This window comes from Paenibacillus sp. sgz302115, assembly GCF_056120445.1.
This window is the reverse complement of record NZ_JBVYOK010000002.1, coordinates 104,915-127,036: the sequence shown is the minus strand read 5'-3', so window position 1 is coordinate 127,036 and position 22,122 is coordinate 104,915. Positions and strand designations below refer to the sequence as shown.

The window sequence follows — 22,122 nt, the reverse complement described above, 5'->3', positions numbered from 1 at the left end:
ATTACCATCATACTGAATCAGCTTCATCATCACAAGCAGCGTTAGCACTCCTGAACATTTCTCAGGGAGGGCTAACGCATTTCGCGTTTGACCTCCCTGCGGCATACTGAAGCGCGCGGGACCAAGAGGTCCGGCGCGTTTTTTATTTTGCTGGACACAAATTCAAAGGAGCTGCTGAACATGCAAAACGTTAAAGGAACCTATGATTATTTCGGCCGGGAGCAGGCCATCCGCCAGAAAGTCCGCTCTACGCTGACAGAGCTGTTCGAGGTATACGATTTTGAATCTATGGATACGACCCTGCTGAATGCACTGGAGCTGCTGACCTCCAAATACGCCGGCGGTGACGAGATTCTCCGTGAAATGTACCAGTTGACTGATCAACGCGGACGCCAGCTTGGGCTGCGCTACGATCTCACGATTCCTTTTGCCAAGGTGATTGCTCTCAATCCAGGCATTGAATTCCCCTATAAGCGCTACGAGATAGGCAAGGTGTTCCGGGATGGTCCGGTCAAAAAAGGCCGGCTGCGCGAATTCCTGCAATGCGACGCCGATATGGTCGGCATTTCCGGCCCGCAAGGAGAAGCGGAGCTGATGATGCTCGCGGCAGAGGCCTTCCGCAGATTAGAGATTCCTATTGTTCTGAAATGGAACAACCGGCGCTTCTTAGGCGAAATTCTGGAAGCGGCAGGCGTGCCGCCGGAGGAGCACCTGTCCGTGATGCTAAGCCTCGACAAGCTCGCCAAAATCGGCAGCACCGGGGTGCTGGCCGAGCTTAACGAGAAAGGACTGACCTCGGCTGCCATAGGTACGCTTAAGGAACTGCTGGATATGGATACTCCGTCGTTTGAAGAGCTGGCAGACAAATATGGACTGACCGGACAGCCCGGCGCTCTGGAAGTTCTAGCTTTGCAGAAGTTGATCACAGAGATTAGGCTCGCCGGAACCTGCGTCTTCGATCCTTATTTGTCACGCGGCCTGTCGTTCTACACGGGAACGGTCTATGAAATCTTTGACGCTTCAGGAGTATATACCTCCAGTCTGGGCGGCGGTGGAAGATATGACGCCATTATCGGAAAGCTGGTAGGGCGAGATGATATTGAATATCCTACGGTGGGCATTTCCTTCGGCATGGAGTCGATCATGGCTTTGCTCGGTGAGCGCTCTGTCCGGGAGGAGGCTTCGGGCGTGCTGGTCATTCCCATTGGGGAATATCTGCCGCAGGCCCTAACTGCAGCCGCCGCACTTCGTGCCGCAGGCATCCGCACCGCCGTAGACACCGGGAAGCGCAAGCTCAAGAAAACGCTGGCTTCAGCTTCTGCGAAGGGCATCCGTTATGTTCTTCTGATCGGAAAGAGCGAAGCCGCTGATGGCAAGCTTCGGCTTAAGGATATGACGCAGCAAAGTGAAGAGCTGGTTACGGTGGAAGAGGCGGCCCGGCGGATTGCCGGGTAAATCTGCTGTTCATTTGAACTGTTTTAAAAAAGGCAACCATTCCAGAAGAGTGTGGATGGTTGCCTATACCAGGAACTGTAAATTAGTTACTTTTCATTCAAATACACAATATCATCAATGAAATTCTCGATGTTAGTTATGTTCTGTACTGGAATAAGCAAAATACAATTGTTCTGCTTCACTACAGTTGAACAATGCTCCAATCTTGCTATGATTGCATTCTTCCACATCTCATTAAGCCACGGGAAGCAAAACACCTGTTTGTCATGGGCAAGTCCAATAGCTACCGATGCATTCCAGCGTTCATTACTAATATGGCTTATGTCTCTATCTAGGCGCGAGGGGGCAAGGTCAAGATACTCTACAAGAGTATCAATGGTATGTTTTTCTGAAGTCCCCATTTCTAATTGTTGTCGAACCGTCAAACTCTTTTTAAAGAATGGAGCTTTAGCTTGAATACCTTCTCCAACATACCATCCGTATGAGCCCAACTGCCCATTTTCTATTTTGTTGCCATCAATCGAGATTATCCCCTGATACCTATTTGCTTTGCCTGACAGCAGGTATGATAAGGCCCAGCCTCCCTCTCCAGCATTGTTTACTAGAGCATAGGTTTTACCCAGTTTAAAGTGATAGGAGAAATGCTTCAAACTATCTTTTCCTGATTCGAAATTTAACATCGTCGGTTTGCAAGTAACTGATACATCTTCCAGATCAAGTACGGATATCTTCTCCATGATTCCTCCTCATATATTTAATTCTAAGCAGTTCTCTCATGTAATTTAATTCCTTTTACCGCATCGCTATACCTGCTATACACAGAAAGAAGCCCCTGGAATCTAATCCAAGGGCTTTCTTCTCGTATCCATTGTAGATTTATCCCATCAAGATAAACTCCGTACTACTCCAACACCTCACCGTTACTTCCAATAACCCCCTGATACCACGAAAAGCTCTTCTTGCGCGATCTGGCCAGGGTTCCTTTGCCTTCGTTGTCTTTGTCCACGTAGATGAAACCGTAACGTTTCTTCATTTCGCCGGTTCCGGCGCTTACGAGGTCGATACATCCCCACGGGGTATAACCCACCAGGTCTACTCCATCTGCGATGGCTTCCTTCATTTCTTCAATATGCTGTCTGAGGTAATCGATCCGGTAATCGTCGTTAATGGAGCCGTCTTCCTCTACGGTATCCACGGCGCCAAGGCCATTTTCCACAACCATTAATGGAATCTGATACCGGTTGTAAATGTTGTTCAAGGACCATCTCAGGCCCTTCGGATCAATCTGCCATTCCCAGGCGCTTGCTTTCAGATAGGGATTCTTCAAGCCCATGGATAAATTCCCGCCAATTTGCTCCTGATTCGGGTCAGCACTTACGCAAGTGGATGAATAGTAGCTGAAGGTGTAGAAATCTACACAGCCCTCCCGCAGAGTCTCTTCATCACCGTCTTCCATGACCAGTTCAATACCCTTTTCTTTAAAATACCGTTTGGCGAATCCGGGATATGCACCTCTCACCTGAACATCGGAGCAGAGGTAATTCGATAAGTTGTCTTTTTGCTGCGCGAGCAGAATGTCTTCAGGATTGCAGGTCAGCGGGTAGGAACACATATAAGCGATCATGCAGCCTATTTTAAAATCCGGATTAATCTCATGACCCAGCTTAACTGCTTTTGCACTTGCCAGGAACTGGTGGTGCAGGGCCTGATATCTCAACTGTTCATCATCCCCTGCCGCATTGCCAAACTCCGCGTTGCCCTCCGGCATGATCGCTCCCGCCATAAATGATCCAAACGGCATGGTGAGAATGTTAATTTCGTTAAAGGTCAGCCAATATTTGACCACATCCTTATACCGGTTGAAAATAACCCCGCAATAGTTAACGTAGAAATCCACTACCTTGCGGTTCGACCAGCCATTATATTTTTTCGCCAGATTGAAAGGGGCCTCGTAATGGGAAATGGTCACTAAGGGCTCGATATTATGCTTTTTCAGCTCGGCAAACACGTTGTCATAGAACTTCAGGCCTTCCTCATTCGGCTGTGCATCGTCCCCGTTCGGGAAGATTCTGGACCAGGCCAGGGACATCCGGAAGACCTTGAAGCCCATTTCTGCGAACAGCGCGATATCCTCTTTATAGTGGTGATAAAAGTCGATGGCCTCGTGGCTCGGGTAGTTTGCCCCCTCTTCCAGCACCGGTGTAATTCTTCTGCGGGTTGTATGCGTTCCAGCTGTAATCACATCCGCAGTGCTGAGGCCTTTGCCGCCTTCATTATAGCCGCCCTCAAATTGATTAGCAGCCGTTGCACCTCCCCATAAAAATCCTTCTGGAAATTTGGTTACGTCATTCATTAATATTCCTCCTCGTATATGTGAACTAGATCATTACCGTTAATAAATCTTCCTTATACCCGATGTTTTTCTTCCCGGTTTCAATTACATCCAGGTAATTATTCGAATTGGAAACGATTACTGGAGTGGTTAAAATGTAGCCCGCCGCTTTAATAGCTTCCATATCAAATTCCATTAACAAATCGCCTTTTTTCACCGCATCGCCTTGTTTGACTTTAGGGGTAAAATATTTGCCTTTCAATTTAACCGTGTCCTTGCCCACATGAATAAGGATGTCCACACCGTGGTCGCTTGTAATGCCTATGGCATGGCCGGACGAGAACAATGAGGTTAACACCCCGTCTACCGGAGCAAACACCTTGCCTTCTGCAGGTTCAATCGCAATCCCTTTGCCAAGTGCGCCGGTTGAGAATGCTTCATCCTTGACGTCAGACAACGCGATTACTTCACCTTTTAACGGACTGCTTACGGTTTCCTGCTTCACCATGGTTTCGCCGCTTTGCCCTTGGCCTTTTGTGTTGTCTTCCTTGACTTCATCATCCTTGAATCCGCCGAAGAACATGAGCAGGAAGCCAAGCACGAAGCTGACCGTAATCCCGATAATCGCACCATAAAAGCCTCTGTCCATTCCCTCTGGGCTGATATAGCTCGGGATTCCGAAGATACCCAGACCGCCCAGGATATAACCTTTGGTGCCCATGATTCCAATAATCCCGCCACCGACTGCGGCTGCTATACAGCTCAGGATGAACGGTTTTTTACGCGGCAGAGTAATCCCGTAGATGGCAGGCTCTGTAACTCCGAAGATACCCGAAATCACGGCCGGAATAGAAAGCGATTTCAATTTAATGTTTTTGGTCCGCAGCATAATCGCCAATACGACACCTGTCTGGGCAAAAGAAGCACCGAATACGCCGGCCAGAATCGGATCGAATTTAAGCACGGTCAGGTTGTTGATGGCAATCGGCACAAAACCCCAGTGCAAGCCGAAGATAACGAATACCTGCCAGAACGCGCCGAGCAGCACCCCGGCAATAACAGGGCTCAAATTATAGATAGACAAAGTGCCTGCGCCAAGAAGCTGTCCTGCCCATGTTGCAACAGGTCCGATAAAGATCAGAGCAAGCGGGACGATCACCAGCAGGGTGCAGAAGGGAACCAGGAAGGTTCTGACTACGCTTGGAATAATCTTTTTAAAGAAACCTTCGATCTTGCTGCCTACATAGGTGGACAGAATAATCGGAATAACGCTTGACGAATAAGTCATCAGGATTACCGGGATACCAAGGAAGGTTAAATATACCGGCGATTCGATAACAGTCCCGCTAAATAAGGTGTATAACGGCTTCCCTGCAGCTGTTAATCCAGAGAACGTAGGATAGACCAGCGTTGCCCCGATAGCCATACCTATAAAGATGTTGGCATTGAACTTTTTGGCTGACGTGTATCCAAGGAATATCGGGAAGAAGTAAAACAAGCAGTCCCCGATCGCATTTAGAATTTGATAAGTGCCCGAAGTATTGGTCAGTACACCCAGAGAGATGAACAGTGCGGTGAACCCTTTGATCATCCCTGTTGCACTCAATACGCCAAGCGTCGGGGTGAACACACCGGAAATGATATCAATGAATTTATTGAAAAGACCCACTTTTTCATCGGATGGTTCTGCAGATGCCGTCTGGAATCCGCCTACAGCCGCGACTTCCGCATATACCTCAGGGACATGGTTGCCTATTACGACTTGATATTGTCCGCCGCTCTGTACGACCGTCACAACCCCATCCATATTCTTCAGAATTTCCGTGTTGGCTTTGCTCTCATCGTTTAATTTAAAACGCAGGCGGGTAATGCAATGCGTCAGACTGTTTACATTTTCCTTGCCACCGACATTGCTGATAATGTCTTGTGCGAGCTTTTCGTATTTCATGCTGATCGCTCCTTTATTTAATTTTGCTTATAAAAAAGGCGGGACCCAATAGATAGCACTACAAAAAGAGTACTTATCTATTTTGGTCTCGCCTGCTTTACCAGTAACAATCCAAAATTTTTATTCAATTTGTTTTTCCGTTACCCGATGGACATGAATGGTTAAATACAGCTTTTCCTCGTCCGATAATTCGGTGTTTAAATACTTCTCTATCTTCAGCATGCAGTTATAGGCTTTTTTGTATTTTGCTTTGACTTGCTTTAGTAAAAAATCATCATCCAGCTCCATCTTCTTCTTCTGATGAATCCTTTGGAAGAAAAATCTCAAATGGGTAATAAATCGTTCAAAGCTGACGGATTGTTCGTCAAGCGTTATATTATAGGTGTATTTAATAATGTTCAGGATGTCCTGAATTTTCTCGGTCTGCCCTGCGATATCTGATATTTTATGATACGGGCTGCTAACCTGGGCATTGATCAAATGAAGGGCTATATTGCCTGCTTCATCTTCTGTCAGTTGTTTATTTACGCTGTCATTAATAAATTCCAATGCCTTAAGTCCAATTTTGAATTCTTTGGGATACAGCTTCTTGATCTCCCAAATTAACGGATTGGGATTGCGAATCCCCTCATCGTACATTTTCAGTGTGTTGTTGATGTGGTCCGTTAGGGTAACATATATATACTCACTCAAAGGAGTGTCCAGCATGTTTTTCCCGTACTCGATGATGTCATAGCATAACGACACGTACTCTGAGGGAACATCTTCCAATAACAGCTTGAATTTTTCCGAAGCCTCTTTTTGTTTGAGAATAAAAACCTTCTCAATCAAGCCCTCCTCGACCTCATCGCCAATGCTTTTTTTGAATCCAATGCCGCAGCCCATAATAACAAGCTCTTGCTTCTGCGAATCTTTGGCGACAATCGCGTTATTGTTAAAGATTTTCTTGATGATCATCCAACTGCCCTCCTTCATCCCGTAATAAGTTATAACTAGGATTAAGACGCTGGACGAAAAAATTTCAGACGGATCACAACATTGCTGATAGAATTTTCGTCATTGCTTCGCACATGAATTAAGCGTTTCCAATATGGGCCGGTTTTACTCATCAACCACTCCGTTTCGTAATATCTATCGCGGGACAGGACACCAGAGTTGGGATTAAAAAAAGGCAAAACCCAAAACATGTCAAGTACATGTCCTGGGTTTTGCCTTTTCAGTAACAATCCCAAAGTCAGAATAACATGAAGTCAGCCGTTTGACAAGAAAAAAGTATGCGCTTTCTTTTTTGGGTGAAATCAATCAGCAAAAGCCACGTTGGAGCAGGCTCCGCTGTGGCTTTTCGTCTATTTTTTACCATACACGATTTTTTTGATGCTGTCGCAGGACAGGCAAAATTGCTCTGCCAACTGCTGAATCGGGATACCTATGGAATATTGCTGGCGAATTTCATTATTCCGGACAGTCAGATATTTTCTGCCGCCCGAGTTCTCGCCCCACTTGGTCCGCAAGCCTTCCGGCTTGGGAACATAGAGCATTCCGCCATGAATATATTTCTGTACTTCCTTAAGCAATTCTTCCGGCAGGACAATATCTGCATTGATATATTTCTTCATAGCTCCGCTCCTTAAAATAAATGAACTTTTTAAGGTAGCAAAGTCTACAGGCTAAACAGCGATTCTCCAACGAGTGATTAGAGCGGTACCATGCTTCCAGCTCTATACAAACAACCGCCGTTGTTCATCATCCATAGACTTTGCATAGAGCAGATCTTTAATCTTATCATCGCAAACCCTCCTTTCCTTATCTAACCTTTACATGGAATAAGTTTCTTCTATTGTAGCATCAATGGGTAGGAGAACAAAATCTCTTGTCCAAGAGAGGGCCAATAACGGTGCCGCTTCCTACTCCTGAGCATGCCGCTCCCAATACCGCTTCCGGTAGTCCTTGGGGCATGTACCGCTGTATTTCTTGAAGGAGGCGCTGAAATAGCTGGTGCTGGAATAACCGGCAAGCATGGAGATATCGGCAAGTCTCAGTTCGTTCTCTTGCAGCAATTGCTCGGCATTGGCCATCCGCAGTTTGGTGACATAATTGCTGAAGGCAACACCTACATGCTGCTTGAAGAGGCCCGGCAGTTCGCTCTCCTGCAGATGAAATTTTTCCGCCAGGGAAGAAATCGTCAACTCATAGTAAAAGTTCTCCTCCACATATTTTCTGACTGCCTCGGCCATCTGCGGACCGCTGGAGCAGCGGACCTTCTTCACTTCCTCCATAACAAGCTGCGCAAGCTCTTCAATCTGCCTCCGTATCCCTTCACAGGACTGTTCACCGGCGATGGTCTTCTGGCAGTTCCACAAATATTTCTGCAAGGCGGAGCCGCGGGGCTCGAACTTTCTGGCAATGGAGTGGAGCAGGAGCAGCAGCCGCAACCCCAGCAAGGTAAAATGTGATAGCGGCGCCTCTTCATGGCTGCTGAACATGGCATCGAGCTGCTGGCTCAAGGCGACCGCATCGAGATTTTCAATCGCCTGCGTAAGGTTCCGCTCCATCTCCGGGGTGAAGGCCTGATTTAGCTCCGGCATATCCCTGTCCTTGGAGACGGCATTCCGGCTCCAGGACAGCATGCAGGAGGCAAAACCGTTCTTCCGCCGCTTAAGTCCCTTCACTTCCCCGCCGGTCCCCGTTACACACTCAAGCTTCAGGCAGCTTGCGATGTTCCGCTGCAGCTCCTCTACGAACAACTGCGATTTCCGGGCATGCTTCGGCCCCTGCTTCTTAATGACGAGGAAAACCATCATCGCAGGATTGGTAGCATCGCCGAATGGATAGATCCCTTTCCAGTGGCCGGCCGTCTCCCGGCACAGCATTTGAAAAACGAGCTGGAGCAATTCCCGGCGCTTCTGCCGGTTCGCTATTCTTCCTGCCGGCAGCTTCATCTCCACAGCCGCAAATTGCAGCCGTAGATCATCCTCCGTCAGCGGAGCCAACTGTAGCTGCTGCAGCCGCTTCTTCATAGCCGCCAGGCTATAGCATTCATCCTTGATCATTTGCTGCAGAAAGCTCTCCTGCATCTGCCGCAAATGGCCACTCTTTCCGCTTGGCGCCTCCGGGACAATCCGCAGGCCCGCAGTCTCCCGATAGATTGTGGCTGTAATACTGTTACGGCTGCCCTTCTTGTCAGCCACCTGCATAATTTCAAACATTGATGTCCATACCTCCAGCAACTGAAGTCTTTGCTATCAGTATGGGCAAAAAAACTAAAATAACCCCTCAAACCTCCACGACAGGTTACTCCAGCTGGATTTGATCTCAACTCACACGCAATTTCTATAAAAAGAAAATAATTGTATTCGCTCACTTAATTGCAGATATAGGGATATATGTTTAGACATTCCTTGTTAAGTTTTGTAAGTTAAGATTCTAAAATAAAACTAGGGAGTGTTACTTTTTGAAGAAAAAAATATTTACTTTATTTTGTCTCCTCATATTACTTATTACTGCTCATCCAAGTGAAATCTTCGCATCCACATCAGGAACATGGGTTGATAAATCTCCCATACCAACTCCTCGTGCAGCCCATGCAGTTGCTTCTCTTGATGATAAAATATATGTTATCGGCGGTCATGGATATAACAGCAATGTCATTTTAAAAACTGTAGAACAATACTCGCCGTTAACAAATTCTTGGAAAAGTGTCTCAAGCATGAACTACGCAAGGTATAAGCCAAGTGTTGTAGTATTTGATGGTAAGCTCTATGTGTTTGGAGGAGCATCGACTACTAACTCTACTACTTATGTGGATCAAATCGAAGTTTACGACCCCATTACAGATAAGTGGACTATAAAGACATGGATGCCAAATCCAAGATTAGATATGCAAGCTTTTGAGGTAAACAATAAAATCTATTTAATAGGTGGCATATCAGGGTCGGGTATACATAGTACAATAGTTGAAGAATATGACCCTATATCAAATACTTGGAAAACAAAAGCTAGTATACCATCGCCTCGACAAAGTGGTGGAGGTGTAGTTATGAATGGGGAAATTTATATTATGGGCGGAACGTATAACGGTTGGAATACCTCCATTTTGAAATATAATCCTATTTCAGATTCTTGGAGCAGCAAGCAAGATATGCCTTTTCGTAGATCAGCATTTGGTATAAGTACATTTAATAATAAAATTTTTATTTTTGGAGGATCTGATCCGAACACTACTCCACAAACAATTTCAGAAGTCCAAGTTTATGATCCGACATTAGAAACTTGGGAATTAGGCCCCAAATTGTTAGAGCCCAGAAATTCTGCAAAATCAATATTGTATAACGGAGATATATACTTAATCGGCGGTGGGAATCTCAATGGAGCAACAGGACTTAATCAAGTATTAAAATTTGATACTCAACATAAAGAGTTTTTACTAAGTGGAGTGGCTCAAGATTCAAAAAATATATTAAATTGGTCGAATCTCGATAATGGAATGAGCTATGAATTGAAACGTTCCTTGAAATCAGGTGGGCCTTACGAGACCATAAATGTTACTAAAAGTACTTATTTTTCAGACAAAAGTATTAAACCAAATCAAAATTATTACTATATAGTGACTGCCACCGATGTTAATGGATCAATTAGAAACTCAAACGAGATTGCTCTAACATCTCAAGGTGAATCAAATGACGGTAACGCTATACTTACAATCACCCTGACAAATGGTACACAAAAAGAGTATGATCTTAGTATGAATGAAATAAATGAATTTTTGAACTGGTATGATGCTAAAGATTCAGGAACAGGTCCTTCAAAATTTGCGATTAACAAACATGAGAACAACAAAGGGCCATTCAGTAAGCGTACTGAATACGTGATATTTGATAAGATTCTTACCTTTGAAGTAAGTCAGTACACTACAGAATAGAACACTTACGCCCCGCTTGCCATATATGGAGCGGGGCGTATTTTATTCCTATTAGATATATAACGATTCACTCACCTAATTGTAAATAGGTAAAAAAAGAACCCCGCCAACAACCGGCGGGGCCAAAGAATATATTAAAGGGGGGTTATGGGATTAATATATACCCCCAAGCTTAAAACCAGATGAACGCAGCCTAAAGATTGCATTAAGCGGCTTAGATTTTGAATTTTTCTACCAAGGTTTGCAGCTCTTTGGCGCTTTGGGTATTTTCGTCGGCCATCGTGGCTTCATGGAAGGTCTTCTCCACAATATCCGCCGTTTTCACAGCTATATCTTGCACACCGACGGCTCCTTCGTTGATCGTGGCCGCTACCTCATTCACTGCAGTGGCAATACCGGATATCGTCTCGTTCAGATGGTCCGCCGCCTCTTCAAACTGGTTCATCAGCTCGTTGATTGTCGAAGCGTCGCTGTTATACTGCTGGCTGACCTCCGTCAGACGTTCGAAGTCACTCAGAACATTGTGATCAATAAAGCCAAGCAGCGCCTCGGACTGTTCCTTCATTTGCTCAACGGAAGAGTAGACATTCTTGACGACGTCCTGAATACCTGCCGCCGTCTCGGAGGATCTCTCCGCCAGCTTGCGGATTTCACCAGCCACTACCGCAAAACCTCGACCCGTTTCTCCTGCCCGCGCCGCCTCAATCGCCGCATTAAGTGCGAGCAGATTGGTCTGGCTGGTGATGGAGAGAATCGTGTCGGCCAAGGTGTTAATTTCATTGATCGCGCCTGACTGCTCGATAGCCTGCTCCATTTCCACACGTACCGATTCGTAGATTCGCTTAGCGTTGTCCGTAGACTGGGTAGCATCATGCTGCAGCACCAGTGCCCGTTCTATGATCTGCCCGGACACACCCGCTCCCTCCTTGACCCGGCTGGAGATCACGCGAACATTGTTCTCGATTTCATGAATTGCCGCTGTCATTTCCTCCGTTGATGCCGCCGTCTCCTCCATGCCTGCCGATAGCTGCTCTGTAGTCGCCGAATTATCGTGTGCGTTCTCCCGGACGTCAACAGAGAGCTTTTCCAGTGTCACCGCATTGTCCAGCACCTTGGAGGAGATCGTTAACAAGCTTCCTGCCGTCTCCCTCAGCACCGCGCGGGTATGGAACATGGCTTTGGCGATGGTTCCGGTCTCGTCCTTGTTCTTCAAGAGATACTCATATTGCGAGTCGTATTTCAGATCCAGCTCTGCCGTGCGGTTGATCATCTCCGTCAGCTTAATGATCGGCGAAGAGATGCGTGTAGCAACCATAATCCCGATCACCAAGGTCAACAGCAGGCTGCCCAGCCCCAGCAGAATGATATAATTTGTCATGCTGTGAACCGGCTCCATAACCTCATCAATATCCCCGGTCAGTACCAGCGTCCATCTCGTCTCCGGCAGAACGGTATAGGCGGCTTTTTTCTCCGTTCCTCTATAATTATACTCAACATTGCCGTCAGCAACCGTCTCTCCGGCTTTCACCCGTTCCACGACAGCTTTGATCTGGGCATTCTCCACCGGAGAACCAATCTTCTTTTCATCTGGAGAATAGATTATATTCCCTGTCTCATCCACCAGATAGGCGTACGAGGAAGGGGCGTTCGCCACCTTGGCGTCAGCCAAATATTTGATAATGCTGTTCGCGTTGACAGCCGAAGCCACGAAGCCAATCATCTTGCCATTGCTTGTCACAGGATGAGCAAATACCAGCACATACGCACCTGTGGATTTGGATTTTAATGTTTCGCTGATCACAGGCTGCTTGGTCTTGAGCACATTTTTCGTATAGTTTCTCTCGCTGAAGTCTGTCCCCACCAGCTTGACATCGCTATCTGCCACGCCAACCCCTTTCATATCTAGTACTAACATATGTTCCAGATTGCCCGCATCTTTGACCAGTCCCTGAAGCTTGGCATTAATCTTAACCTGAAGCGCGTCTCCGCTAGTTATTCCGCCTTTACCGGCCTTTAGCAGCAGCTCAGCAATTTCCGTATCATCGGCGACAATCGCCATGCTCCGCTTCTCTTTGTCAATCATCGCACCAATGGTCTGCGCTTTGTTCGTATTGACCTGCTTCATTGAGGTTTCAGTTAGATCCAGGATAGTGCCTGTAGATTTGCTATACGTAAAAATCCCCATTAATGCCGTAGAAATAAATACAACTGCGATCAGCATAACCGACAGCTTCATCCGAATCTTCATCTTCTCCTACATCCTCCCGCCATGATCTCTCTAGGCATCCTTAGTTTTTTATAAACACTGTTACATTTGTTACAATTATTATCGGATTTACCTGTCAAGCAGTGAAGATGTCGTAGGGAAATTCGTAGGATTATATCGGATTTTGTCGAAATTTCAGATTTTATCTAAAATCAAGGGACATAAACAAGATCAGATTAGGCCATGCTGTTGGCAATGCCCACAACGACCCAGGAAAGAATCAGAATCACATTCCCCCATAGCAGCAGTTTCTTGGGCGCGGCAAACCCTTTCCATTCCCCGTCCTTAAGGCCCCACGCGTTGCTGATGATCAAGGACAATCCGTTAAAAGCCAGCCAGCCGACTACAGCGCCCAGCGGTCCGAGAAGCGCCGTTGCTTTGGCATAAAAGCCTAGCGCCAAATACCAGATAGCCGCGGTCAGCAGGGCTTTGCCATACGCAGTGCCTGCACCCTTGGCGATGTAGTCCCGATATGTGCCGTTCTTGATCAGCAGAATGACCGCATAGACAAAGTTGGCGACAAAGCCGCCCGACAGGGTTATTACCCAGGAAATGAGGCTAGCGCTGATTTTGGCCGTGCCAGCGGCAACAGCTATGTCTGCGGTCTGGCTCGCATAGGAGAACCCGATATTCATTGCTGCTGAGCCCAGTCCGGCTACAGAAGCTATGATCAGACCTTTGGTTAGATTGCTGCCGGTGCCGCTTCCCTGGCCGGAGGCAGTGATGATCTTTTCTTTTAACAATCCGGCCTTGGTAATTACAACTACACCTGTAAGCATAATCGCCGTACCAATTAGAAGCACTGTAAAAGAGCCTGCCGCCGGAATATTGCCGAAGATAAACAGCGGAATCAGCGACCCCAGTGATGCCGATATCCCCATGTTCACTCCGTATGTAAGAGAAACACCGATCGAGTCGATGGCTTTGCCGAACATAATGGAGCTGATGCCCCACAGAAAGCCGCAAAAAGAAGCCGTCCAGAGCACATCTGAAGGCGTCTGCCGGATATAGCTGAAGAAATCAGGCACTTCAATCCAGGTCCACAAGGCCGGAATGATCAGAATCCCCACCAAAGAGAAAATCGCCCAAAAGGCTTCCCAGGAGAACGGCTGGTATTTCTTCATCCCCAGTCCAAAGCTGCCCTGAAAGCAGCAAGCAAGCAATAACAGCAAAAATCCGTAAATCATTACAAATCCTCCTAGCCATCTAGTCATTGTCTAAATCTCTATTTATATAGATTGAGCTTGTGTTTTTTTATTGTGGGGTTTGGCCGTGACTGCGGAGAATGTTTGGACTTCCAGCCGCTGTTGTCTCCAGATGTTTTTGATTATACCGTTGTACGGATAACATCCGGAGACAAAGGCGGTCGCTACCGCTCTTCCAGTTCCAAACTTCCCCTCCGCCACTTCTCCCCTTGTTGTTAATTTTTCAAGTTCAATCTATCTTGCTAGTTTAACTCTGCATTATTAACCTGCACATGGTGATGATTATACATGAAAACTTTCAATTTGGGATGAAAATATGTCAGAAAAATAGACCGCAGCGGTTAGGCTGCGGTCCTGTTCAGCAGAAGTTTCTGCCGCCGATATGCTAATCTTCTTGCGGGAACAAAGCGGTAAGCGCAGGACAAGGCTGCTTCTCAAGGAATTTCGAGAGCGGTGCAGGCATGTTGGTGTAAATATCTTTTAGCGAGGTGCCGTTATAGATATTGCCGATGATGACCGGATGACACAGCTCGGAGATCAGGATATCGCCGTTGCCGTGCAGATGAAGCTGCTTCTTGCCTTCAATGCAATGCGGGAAATAGACTCCAGGCTGCTCCTGGAAGCCAAGCTTCTCCATAAAGCGGTCCATGCAGGTGAAGTAGAGCGTTGCATCCTCTTTTTTGTTCGCAATCAGCTCACTTACGGCATTCTTCAGTTGTTCGCGGGCAGCGATCGCTTTCCAGCCGGTATGGCCCATAATGATGCTGTTCTGAATCTCATGGGTCCGCACACCCATCGCATAGACATGCTCGCTGATTTCCTGCATGTTATCCTGGGTTTCGCTGAACAGAAGCGTCTCCAGCACGACATCCACGCTTGTTTTGGCGAACATCGTAATGTTCTCTCTGATTTTGTCATAGATGCTGGTATGAATATTATAATAGCGCGAGAAGGCCTCGGCATTCGTAAAATTGAAAGAAATATGAATCGTGGTCAGTCCCGCAGCTTCTAGTTGCTCAATCCGCTCGGCGTTCAGCAGGCTGGCGTTGGAGTTGAGCTGGGTCTGAATGCCCCGGGATTTACAGTAGGCTACAATTTCTACACAGTCCTCAAATTTAAGAGTCACTTCGCCGCCGGAGAGACGAACCCGCTTCAGATTAGGCAAATCCTCCAGAATGCGGATCACCTCTTTGCCTTTGATGCTCTGGCCGTCATTTCTGTTATATGCACAGCAGTAATCGCAGCGGAAATTACAGTTCGAGGTAACCCCGACCTCCAGCCCTTCCAGGTCATAAGTCAGCGGTTTGTCCAGCTCCAGTGATTTATATTTTATACTCATGCTCTAGTAGTCCTCCTGAAAAATGAAATTGTCTGATTAATGGGTAACCTTATAAATTATAAAGGGTTGCGGCCCAGGTTAATGTGACATTTGTTGTTATGCACCCCTCAGCCCAATTCCTGGTTGCACTTTTGCGGCTCAGGTAGTAACCTGTTGCTGAATCATTTATGTATTTTTATCAGAAAGAAGGGACAGATATGAACATCCGCTTCAACTGTTTTCCCGGAGGAGTCTTCAAAGCGCTTACACTGAGCTACGATGACGGCACCCTCCATGACATCCGGCTGGTCTCCATCTTGAATACATACGGGATCAAAGCCACCTTCCACTTAAATTCCGGCATACTGGACCAGGAAGGATATGTCTCTGCCAAAGAGGTTAAGTCGCTCTATGCAGGGCATGAGATTTCAGTACACACCGTATCCCATCCCTTCCTGGATGAGTTGCCGAAAGAGGCTATCATTCATGAAGTGCTGGATGACCGGCGGGCGCTGGAGCACTTAAGCGGCTATCCGGTGCGCGGCATGTCCTATCCTTACGGCAGCTACAGTGAAGAAGTCACTAAGCTCCTGCCTGCTCTCGGGATCGAATACTCCCGGACTGTCCATTCCACCGGTTCTTTTGCCATGCCGCAGCATCCGCTGGAGTGGAATCCTACCTGCCATCACAACGCCATGCTGAAGGCCGGCGAGCAGCTGATCGCCTTGACGGGGGATATGCCCTGGAAAAGAAAGCTGTCACTCCTGTACGTATGGGGACACAGCTATGAATTTGAGAATCATGGCAACTGGCATGAGATAGAGAGCTTTTGCCGCATGATGTCTGCGCAGAAGGATATCTGGTTCGCCACCAATATGGAGATTATTGACTATCAGAATGCCCTCGGCAGGCTGCAATTCTCGGCAGACCGTTCCATTGTCCACAATCCGAGCGCCATCTCTGTCTGGATCACAGTGGATCAGTCACCGGTTGAGATCAAGCCGGGCGAGCTGAAGGAACTGGTATAGAATGATATATTTAGAGACAGCAAGATTGCGATTACGCGACTGGGACGAAACGGACTTAGAGCCATTTAGCCGGCTAAATGCAGACGAAGAGGTTATGACGTATTTTCCTAAAACCTTATCAACCGAAGAAACAAATGTGTTCTATAAATCAATTGTAACCGAGTTTAAAGAATGTGGGTTTGGGTTATATGCCGTAGAAGTAAAAGAAAGTAAAGAGTTTATAGGGTTTATTGGATTTCATAAGCCAACATTCGAGGCTGATTTTACACCTTGTATAGAAATTGGATGGCGGCTGAAAAAAGAGGCTTGGGGAAAAGGATATGCAACTGAGGGAGCAAAAGCTTGTTTACAATATGGCTTTAACAAATTGGGATTAACTGACGTCTATAGTTTTACAGCCGAAATTAATACCCCTTCGAAAAACGTAATGACAAAAATTGGGATGAGCTTTGTTAAAACCTTCAATCACCCGAAAGTTGAGAAAAGCAGTCCTTTAAACAAACATGTTTTATTTCATATAAATCAAAATGATTTATCATAGCTATAAAAGGCTGCCAAATACGGCAGCCTTCTCTGTGTCTTTTTATTCAAAATTATAACTCTATCGATTCTCCCATTTGGCTCAATACCGGCTGTCCGATCAGACCCAGACGCCAGACCGCAATACCCTTAAGGCCATAACGTTTGGCCAGCCCGATCTTCGCGTTGACGGAGCTCTCATTCTCGCTGTAAACCGAGATGCCGAGAATCAGCTTGTCCTTGCTGACCTGCTGCAGGGCAAGACGGATGGATTCATCGACTTTGTTCATCGGCTCCGGTCCGGTCTCACCCTCATAAGCGTAGGCCATAATCACCAGATCGTCGGCGATAGAGCCCAGCGTCTTGTAATCGTACCCCTTATAGGAGCTATTAAGCGGATGGAGAATGACGGTAAGCTTCAGATTTGCAGCCCGTGCTTTGACGGCAAGATTCTTGACAAAAGTATTATACTGGCTCTGCACCAGCTTCTTGTCCCCGGTCATGCCTAACCCTTCCAGATCAAGGGCAATACCCTGAAATCCCTTCTGCGATGCGGTATCGACGATGCCGGCGATGGTCTTCTGCTGAAGCTGCAGATCCTCGACATTTTTGGTCAGCTCCAGCTCCTTGTCCCCGGAGTAGACCATCAGATAAGGGGCTGTGCCTCCGGCTGCGGCATTCTGGACAATGGATTCCGGCGTAACCTCACCAGCAGCCTGCGGCCATCTGAATTCAGTGCCGGATGTAGTATATTGTCCGGTTCGGTCAATCCGGCTCCAGCCAAAAGCAACCGCATCGAAATTCGGGATCAGCGAAACCTCACTGTACGCTCCCTGTGCATAGAAGCCCAGCGTATAAATGTCCTTCTTCGGCGAGGTGATGGATACCGTCTTGGTAGACTGATTCCAGGACACACCTGCGCCGAACTGCTGGCCGAAGAAGCTGAGCGGAATCATCGTCGTGCCTCTGACATTCTGCGGCGGGACAGCCAGCTTCACGGCTGCGCCGTTCACCGATGCATTTGTACTGCCCAAGGTAAGTATGACTTTCTTGGCGCCTGAAGCGTCGGTATTCGTCGCGGTGATTTGCTTGGCCGTCTGATTCCATTCTACTTTTACACCAAGTGCTTCGGATATGGCCCGGAACGGCACCATCGTGGTTCCGCTCATCACTGCCGGTTCTACCGGAAATGGCAGCGGGTAGCCGTCCAGCACAATACTGACGCCGCCTGCTGCGGCCTGTGCTCCGGTGGCCGGAAGAGCCGAGAAGCCTGCTGCTGAAATTGCTGCGCATAATACTATCTTGGCAAAACGTTTCATGCTTCGATTCTCCATTCTGTAGGATAAGATCAATAATCTCTCAACCATATACCTCTATCATTTTACCAAACTAGATATTATTAGCAAATTAATAGATTGTCACAATTGAGCAATCCCTTTCTATCCTCCAGCCTGGCATTTTACATGAACGCGCTCAAAAAGACTCCAACCGCCCGCTCGGCATCCACATCCACAGCTACCTCAACGAACTCGCCAATCTTGGGCTGTGCCCGCAGATCCGCAACCACCATACCCGCAGTATGTTCTCCCTGATGCTCCACACGGACCTTCATTTGCCGCCAGGTCAGCAGATCAGGCTGCAGTGCGGCCATCAGCGCGAGCGGATCATGCAGGGGTGCACTGTTAATAAGGTAATTTGCTTCGCGGTAGAATTTAAAATAATGCACCAGCGACTGGTCCATGAATTCGATAACTTCCTTGCAGTCTTCCCGTCCAAAACGCTTGAGAAGCTCCAGATGCTCTGAAGTAATACGCGTCTTAAGCGTAACGTCCAGGCCGACCATCAGCACAGGCAGTCCAGAGGTGAACACCCGGTCAGCCGCCTCCGGATCGCCCCAAATATTGGCCTCTGCTACCGGGGTTACATTGCCGGGCTTAAAGATCGTACCGCCCATGACGGCTACCTTTTTGAGCTTTCCGGTCAGCGCCGGGTCCAGGTCGAGCGCCAGCGACAAATTGGTCAACCGGCCGAGCGTAACCAGCACAATCTCCCCGGGCTGCTCATTCGCCAGCCGCACGATAAATTCAGCCGCCGTCTCGCTGACCGGACGCTGGCTTGACGGTGGCAACTGAACGCCACCAATGCCATTCTCACCGTGCACATGGGTCGAGAAGCCCGTAAGCTCACGGACTAGCGCTTTTGAGGCGCCGATGGCGACCGGGATCTCATACCCCGGATTAGCCAGCGCCAGCAGCCGCAGTGTATTGTCAGCCGCCTGTGCGACATCAATATTGCCAAAAACCGTTGTAATACCTTCCACAACAACGCCCGGAGCACGTAAAGCGTACAGAATGGCCAGGGCGTCGTCAATGCCGGTATCGCAATCAATTATTATTCGGGTTGCTGCCATCTATATGTTCTCCACTCCTCGGAACTCTTACTTCACTGCATAAGGGGCAGCGGCCTTACAGAAACGCTCCAGCGCTTCCGTCAGAACGGATCTCGGGCAGGCCAGATTGATCCGCAGATGGCCTTGTCCCTCTGTACCGAAGACGGAGCCCTCGTTAAAAGCTACTTTGGCCTCGCGGTACATCAGCTTTTTCAATCCATCGCTATCTAGTCCCAGTGCCCGGCAATCCACCCACAGCAGGTAGGTGGCCTGAGGTTTCATCGGCGTTACCTGTGGCAGATGCTCTGCCAAATAGCCAAGGGCATACTCGGCATTTCCGCTGATATGCTGTGTAAGCTCGTCCAGCCACTCTTCACCTTCATTGTAGGCTGCCTCCACGGCTTCCGCTGCAAAAAAAGCAGCCATGTGCAGGCTCAGCGCCTTCAGCTTCAGATCGAATTTACGCTTCAAGGCCGGATTTGAGGTAACGATATAGGAGGTTTGCAGTCCGGGCAGATTGAAGGTTTTGGTAGCCGCAAGCGTCGTCAATGTAATATCCGACAGCTCCTCTGACAAGGAGGCGAACGGAATGTGCTTATGTCCCGGCATTATCATATCGCAATGGATTTCATCCGAGATGACAGTTACACCGTACCGCAGGCATAAATCTCCCAGCCGCAGCAGCTCTTCCCGCTCCCACACTCTGCCGCCCGGATTATGCGGATTGCACAGCAGCAGCAGCTTGGCTCCGCCGATCATCAGCTCCTCGAGCTGGGCATAGTCCATAACATACCGGCCCTCTTCCAGAATCAGCGGATTGATAGCCACCTTGCGGTCATTCATCCGAATGACATCATAGAAAGGATAATATACCGGAGACTGCAGAATCACCTGATCTCCCGGCTTGCTGAACAGCTCGACTGAAAGGCTTAGCGAGGTGACAATCCCCGGCGAATCGCTGATCCATTCCTTTTGAATATCCCAATCATGGCGTCTGCGGTACCAATCCTTAATGGCTTCCTTGTAGGATTCACTCGCAATACTATAGCCGTAAATGCCTTCCTGCACCCGGCGCAGAATGGCCTCCTTCACAGCGGGCGGGCTTTCAAAATCCATATCCGCTACCCAAAGCGGCAGAATATCCTTGTTCCCGAACAGCTTCTCGGACTGGTCCCATTTGTAAGAGCGGGTATTGCGGCGGTCAATGACACGGTTAAAATCATACTTCAACTAAATTCACCCATCCTTTCTGCTTGTTCAATTATTGTATCACGGGGAGACGCTTCCGGCATCCTTCTTGAGCGGCTTCAGCACGCCATTTCAAAAAAGCAGCGCCCCAAGGCGCCGCTCCAATTGATTTTATTTTTTTGCCTGCCCAATCGCCGTGCTCACCTGCTTCAGAATTTCCGCCATGGATGCAGGATCGTTTACATCATAATCATCTATGTTCAGCCGCAGCACCGGACAGGCGCTGAATTCATTGATCCACTGCGAGTAACGCCCGTGCATGTGCTCCCAGTAGGACACATCGGTCTGAATTTCCATCTCGCGTCCGCGTTCTTTGATCCGGGTGAGGATCGACGGCAGGCTGCCTTCAATATAGATCAGCACATCGGGATGAGGAAAATACGGCGTCATAACCATAGCCTCGTACAGACTGGTGTAGGTCTCATAGTCCGTTTTGGACATGGTACCTTGATCGGCATGCATTTTAGCGAAAATACCGGTGTCCTCATAGATCGAACGGTCCTGCACAAAACCGCCGCCCAGCTCAAACATCTTCTTCTGCTCCTTAAAACGTTCGGCCAGGAAGTAGATTTGCAGATGGAAGCTCCAGCGTTCGAAATCGTGATAGAATTTTTCCAAATACGGGTTGTGGTCCACCTGCTCCAGCGAAGTCTGGAAATCCAGGCGCTCCGCCAGAGCCGCGGTCAGCGTCGATTTACCGACCCCCACCGTTCCGGCTACAGTGATAATTGCGTTATCCGGGATGTTGTATGAGTTCATTTCATAAGCTCCTTTAGGTGTGCGGCGATTGCGGTAAAGTCTTCTACGTTCTCCACAAAATCAACCTGATTTCCATCAATGGTGACAATCCGGGTAGACGGCTCAGTGAGGGCGAGCGAGGCCATCGCCTCGTCATAATCCTCAATCAGTTGCTGCAGATATGCTGGCGCAATATCTTCTTCAAAAGTACGTCCGCGCTTGGCAATTCTCTTCAGCAGAGTGTCCAGATCCGCACGGATGTAGAGGATAATGTCCGGCTTCGGCAGATCATCGGTCAGCACATGATAAATCTCCCGGTACTTCTCACGTTTCGTTCCCTTCAGTGTACGCTCGCCAAAGATCAGATTCTTATAAATATGATAATCCGAGATGACCGGCTCCCCTTTATCTATGTACCGGTTCACGGTATCCTCAAGCTGCTTGTAGCGGTTGCAGAGAAAAAACATTTCCAGCTGAAAGCTCCAGTCGTCCATATTCTGATAGAACTTGTCCAGAAAAGGATTCTCGTCCACGATTTCTTTGATTACCGGAAGCTTAAGCTCCTCCGCCAGCATGGTGGCGAGTGTTGTTTTGCCGGCTCCGATGGGGCCTTCCACTGCAATAAAAGGTGCATGTTCCATTAATGCTGATATCCTCCTCAAAATAAAAAACAGACTAAACTATTGTATCACACGCCAACCGCCTATGAATGCTTAAATTTATAGAAACTTTTAAGTATCACTCCGCGTCTAAATAAT

At 47.8% G+C, this 22,122-nt stretch carries 18 protein-coding genes; 4 read left to right on the top strand and 14 right to left on the bottom strand.

Annotation, left to right across the window (positions count from 1 at the left end; genetic code table 11):
* Positions 1-180 precede the first annotated feature (180 nt).
* Complete coding sequence (locus tag AC0LWN_RS06060; RefSeq protein WP_474663696.1) at positions 181-1,455, top strand: histidine--tRNA ligase; 1,275 nt, start codon at positions 181-183, stop codon at positions 1,453-1,455.
* Positions 1,456-1,541: 86 nt separating this feature from the next.
* Here AC0LWN_RS06060 and AC0LWN_RS06055 read toward each other — a convergent pair whose 3' ends face one another.
* The 6 genes from AC0LWN_RS06055 to AC0LWN_RS06030 form a co-directional block, all read right to left on the bottom strand.
* Entirely contained in the window at positions 1,542-2,192 is a 651-nt protein-coding gene (locus tag AC0LWN_RS06055; protein ID WP_474663695.1) for a hypothetical protein, read from the bottom strand.
* 164 nt (positions 2,193-2,356) lie between these two features.
* Positions 2,357-3,808 (bottom strand): glycoside hydrolase family 1 protein, encoded by a 1,452-nt coding sequence (locus tag AC0LWN_RS06050; RefSeq protein WP_474663694.1) that lies wholly within the window; start codon positions 3,806-3,808, stop codon positions 2,357-2,359.
* 25 nt (positions 3,809-3,833) lie between these two features.
* The gene (locus tag AC0LWN_RS06045; RefSeq protein WP_474663693.1) at positions 3,834-5,735 is read right to left on the bottom strand and encodes a beta-glucoside-specific PTS transporter subunit IIABC; all 1,902 of its coding nucleotides are present in this window, start codon (positions 5,733-5,735) and stop codon (positions 3,834-3,836) included.
* A 120-nt stretch (positions 5,736-5,855) separates the two neighbouring features.
* Positions 5,856-6,692 (bottom strand): BglG family transcription antiterminator LicT, encoded by an 837-nt coding sequence (licT, locus tag AC0LWN_RS06040; RefSeq protein WP_474663692.1) that lies wholly within the window; start codon positions 6,690-6,692, stop codon positions 5,856-5,858.
* A 389-nt stretch (positions 6,693-7,081) separates the two neighbouring features.
* Positions 7,082-7,351, bottom strand: a complete 270-nt coding sequence (locus tag AC0LWN_RS06035) for a CD3324 family protein (RefSeq protein WP_474663691.1) — start codon at positions 7,349-7,351, stop codon at positions 7,082-7,084.
* 288 nt (positions 7,352-7,639) lie between these two features.
* Complete coding sequence (locus AC0LWN_RS06030; protein WP_474663690.1) at positions 7,640-8,941, bottom strand: helix-turn-helix transcriptional regulator; 1,302 nt, start codon at positions 8,939-8,941, stop codon at positions 7,640-7,642.
* 245 nt (positions 8,942-9,186) lie between these two features.
* On the opposite strand from AC0LWN_RS06030, the gene AC0LWN_RS06025 reads away from it, so the two are divergent.
* Complete coding sequence (locus AC0LWN_RS06025; RefSeq protein ID WP_474663689.1) at positions 9,187-10,653, top strand: Kelch repeat-containing protein; 1,467 nt, start codon at positions 9,187-9,189, stop codon at positions 10,651-10,653.
* A 214-nt stretch (positions 10,654-10,867) separates the two neighbouring features.
* On the opposite strand, the gene AC0LWN_RS06020 is transcribed toward AC0LWN_RS06025, so the two are convergent.
* From AC0LWN_RS06020 to AC0LWN_RS06010, 3 genes are all read right to left on the bottom strand, one after another.
* The gene (locus tag AC0LWN_RS06020; RefSeq protein ID WP_474663688.1) at positions 10,868-12,901 is read right to left on the bottom strand and encodes a methyl-accepting chemotaxis protein; all 2,034 of its coding nucleotides are present in this window, start codon (positions 12,899-12,901) and stop codon (positions 10,868-10,870) included.
* 194 nt (positions 12,902-13,095) lie between these two features.
* Positions 13,096-14,106: an L-rhamnose/proton symporter RhaT gene (locus AC0LWN_RS06015; RefSeq protein ID WP_474663687.1), complete on the bottom strand. Its 1,011-nt coding sequence runs from the start codon at positions 14,104-14,106 to the stop codon at positions 13,096-13,098.
* Positions 14,107-14,509: 403 nt separating this feature from the next.
* Positions 14,510-15,463: a radical SAM protein gene (locus AC0LWN_RS06010; protein WP_474663686.1), complete on the bottom strand. Its 954-nt coding sequence runs from the start codon at positions 15,461-15,463 to the stop codon at positions 14,510-14,512.
* Between the two features lie 197 nt (positions 15,464-15,660).
* Between AC0LWN_RS06010 and AC0LWN_RS06005 the strand changes: the two genes are divergently transcribed.
* Complete coding sequence (locus AC0LWN_RS06005) at positions 15,661-16,470, top strand: polysaccharide deacetylase family protein (RefSeq protein WP_474663685.1); 810 nt, start codon at positions 15,661-15,663, stop codon at positions 16,468-16,470.
* A gap of 1 nt (position 16,471) precedes the next feature.
* Positions 16,472-17,011 (top strand): GNAT family N-acetyltransferase, encoded by a 540-nt coding sequence (locus tag AC0LWN_RS06000; RefSeq protein ID WP_474663684.1) that lies wholly within the window; start codon positions 16,472-16,474, stop codon positions 17,009-17,011.
* Positions 17,012-17,063: 52 nt separating this feature from the next.
* On the opposite strand, the gene AC0LWN_RS05995 is transcribed toward AC0LWN_RS06000, so the two are convergent.
* The 5 genes from AC0LWN_RS05995 to AC0LWN_RS05975 form a co-directional block, all read right to left on the bottom strand.
* The gene (locus tag AC0LWN_RS05995) at positions 17,064-18,308 is read right to left on the bottom strand and encodes a stalk domain-containing protein (protein ID WP_474663683.1); all 1,245 of its coding nucleotides are present in this window, start codon (positions 18,306-18,308) and stop codon (positions 17,064-17,066) included.
* A 140-nt stretch (positions 18,309-18,448) separates the two neighbouring features.
* The gene (locus AC0LWN_RS05990; RefSeq protein WP_474663682.1) at positions 18,449-19,399 is read right to left on the bottom strand and encodes a nucleoside hydrolase; all 951 of its coding nucleotides are present in this window, start codon (positions 19,397-19,399) and stop codon (positions 18,449-18,451) included.
* Between the two features lie 27 nt (positions 19,400-19,426).
* Positions 19,427-20,608, bottom strand: coding sequence for a MalY/PatB family protein (locus tag AC0LWN_RS05985; protein WP_474663681.1), 1,182 nt, complete (start codon positions 20,606-20,608; stop codon positions 19,427-19,429).
* A gap of 129 nt (positions 20,609-20,737) precedes the next feature.
* Positions 20,738-21,385, bottom strand: coding sequence for a deoxynucleoside kinase (locus AC0LWN_RS05980; RefSeq protein ID WP_474663680.1), 648 nt, complete (start codon positions 21,383-21,385; stop codon positions 20,738-20,740).
* Complete coding sequence (locus AC0LWN_RS05975) at positions 21,382-22,005, bottom strand: deoxynucleoside kinase (RefSeq protein WP_474663679.1); 624 nt, start codon at positions 22,003-22,005, stop codon at positions 21,382-21,384. The genes AC0LWN_RS05980 and AC0LWN_RS05975 overlap by 4 nt, the downstream gene beginning before the upstream one ends.
* Positions 22,006-22,122: the final 117 nt, after the last annotated feature.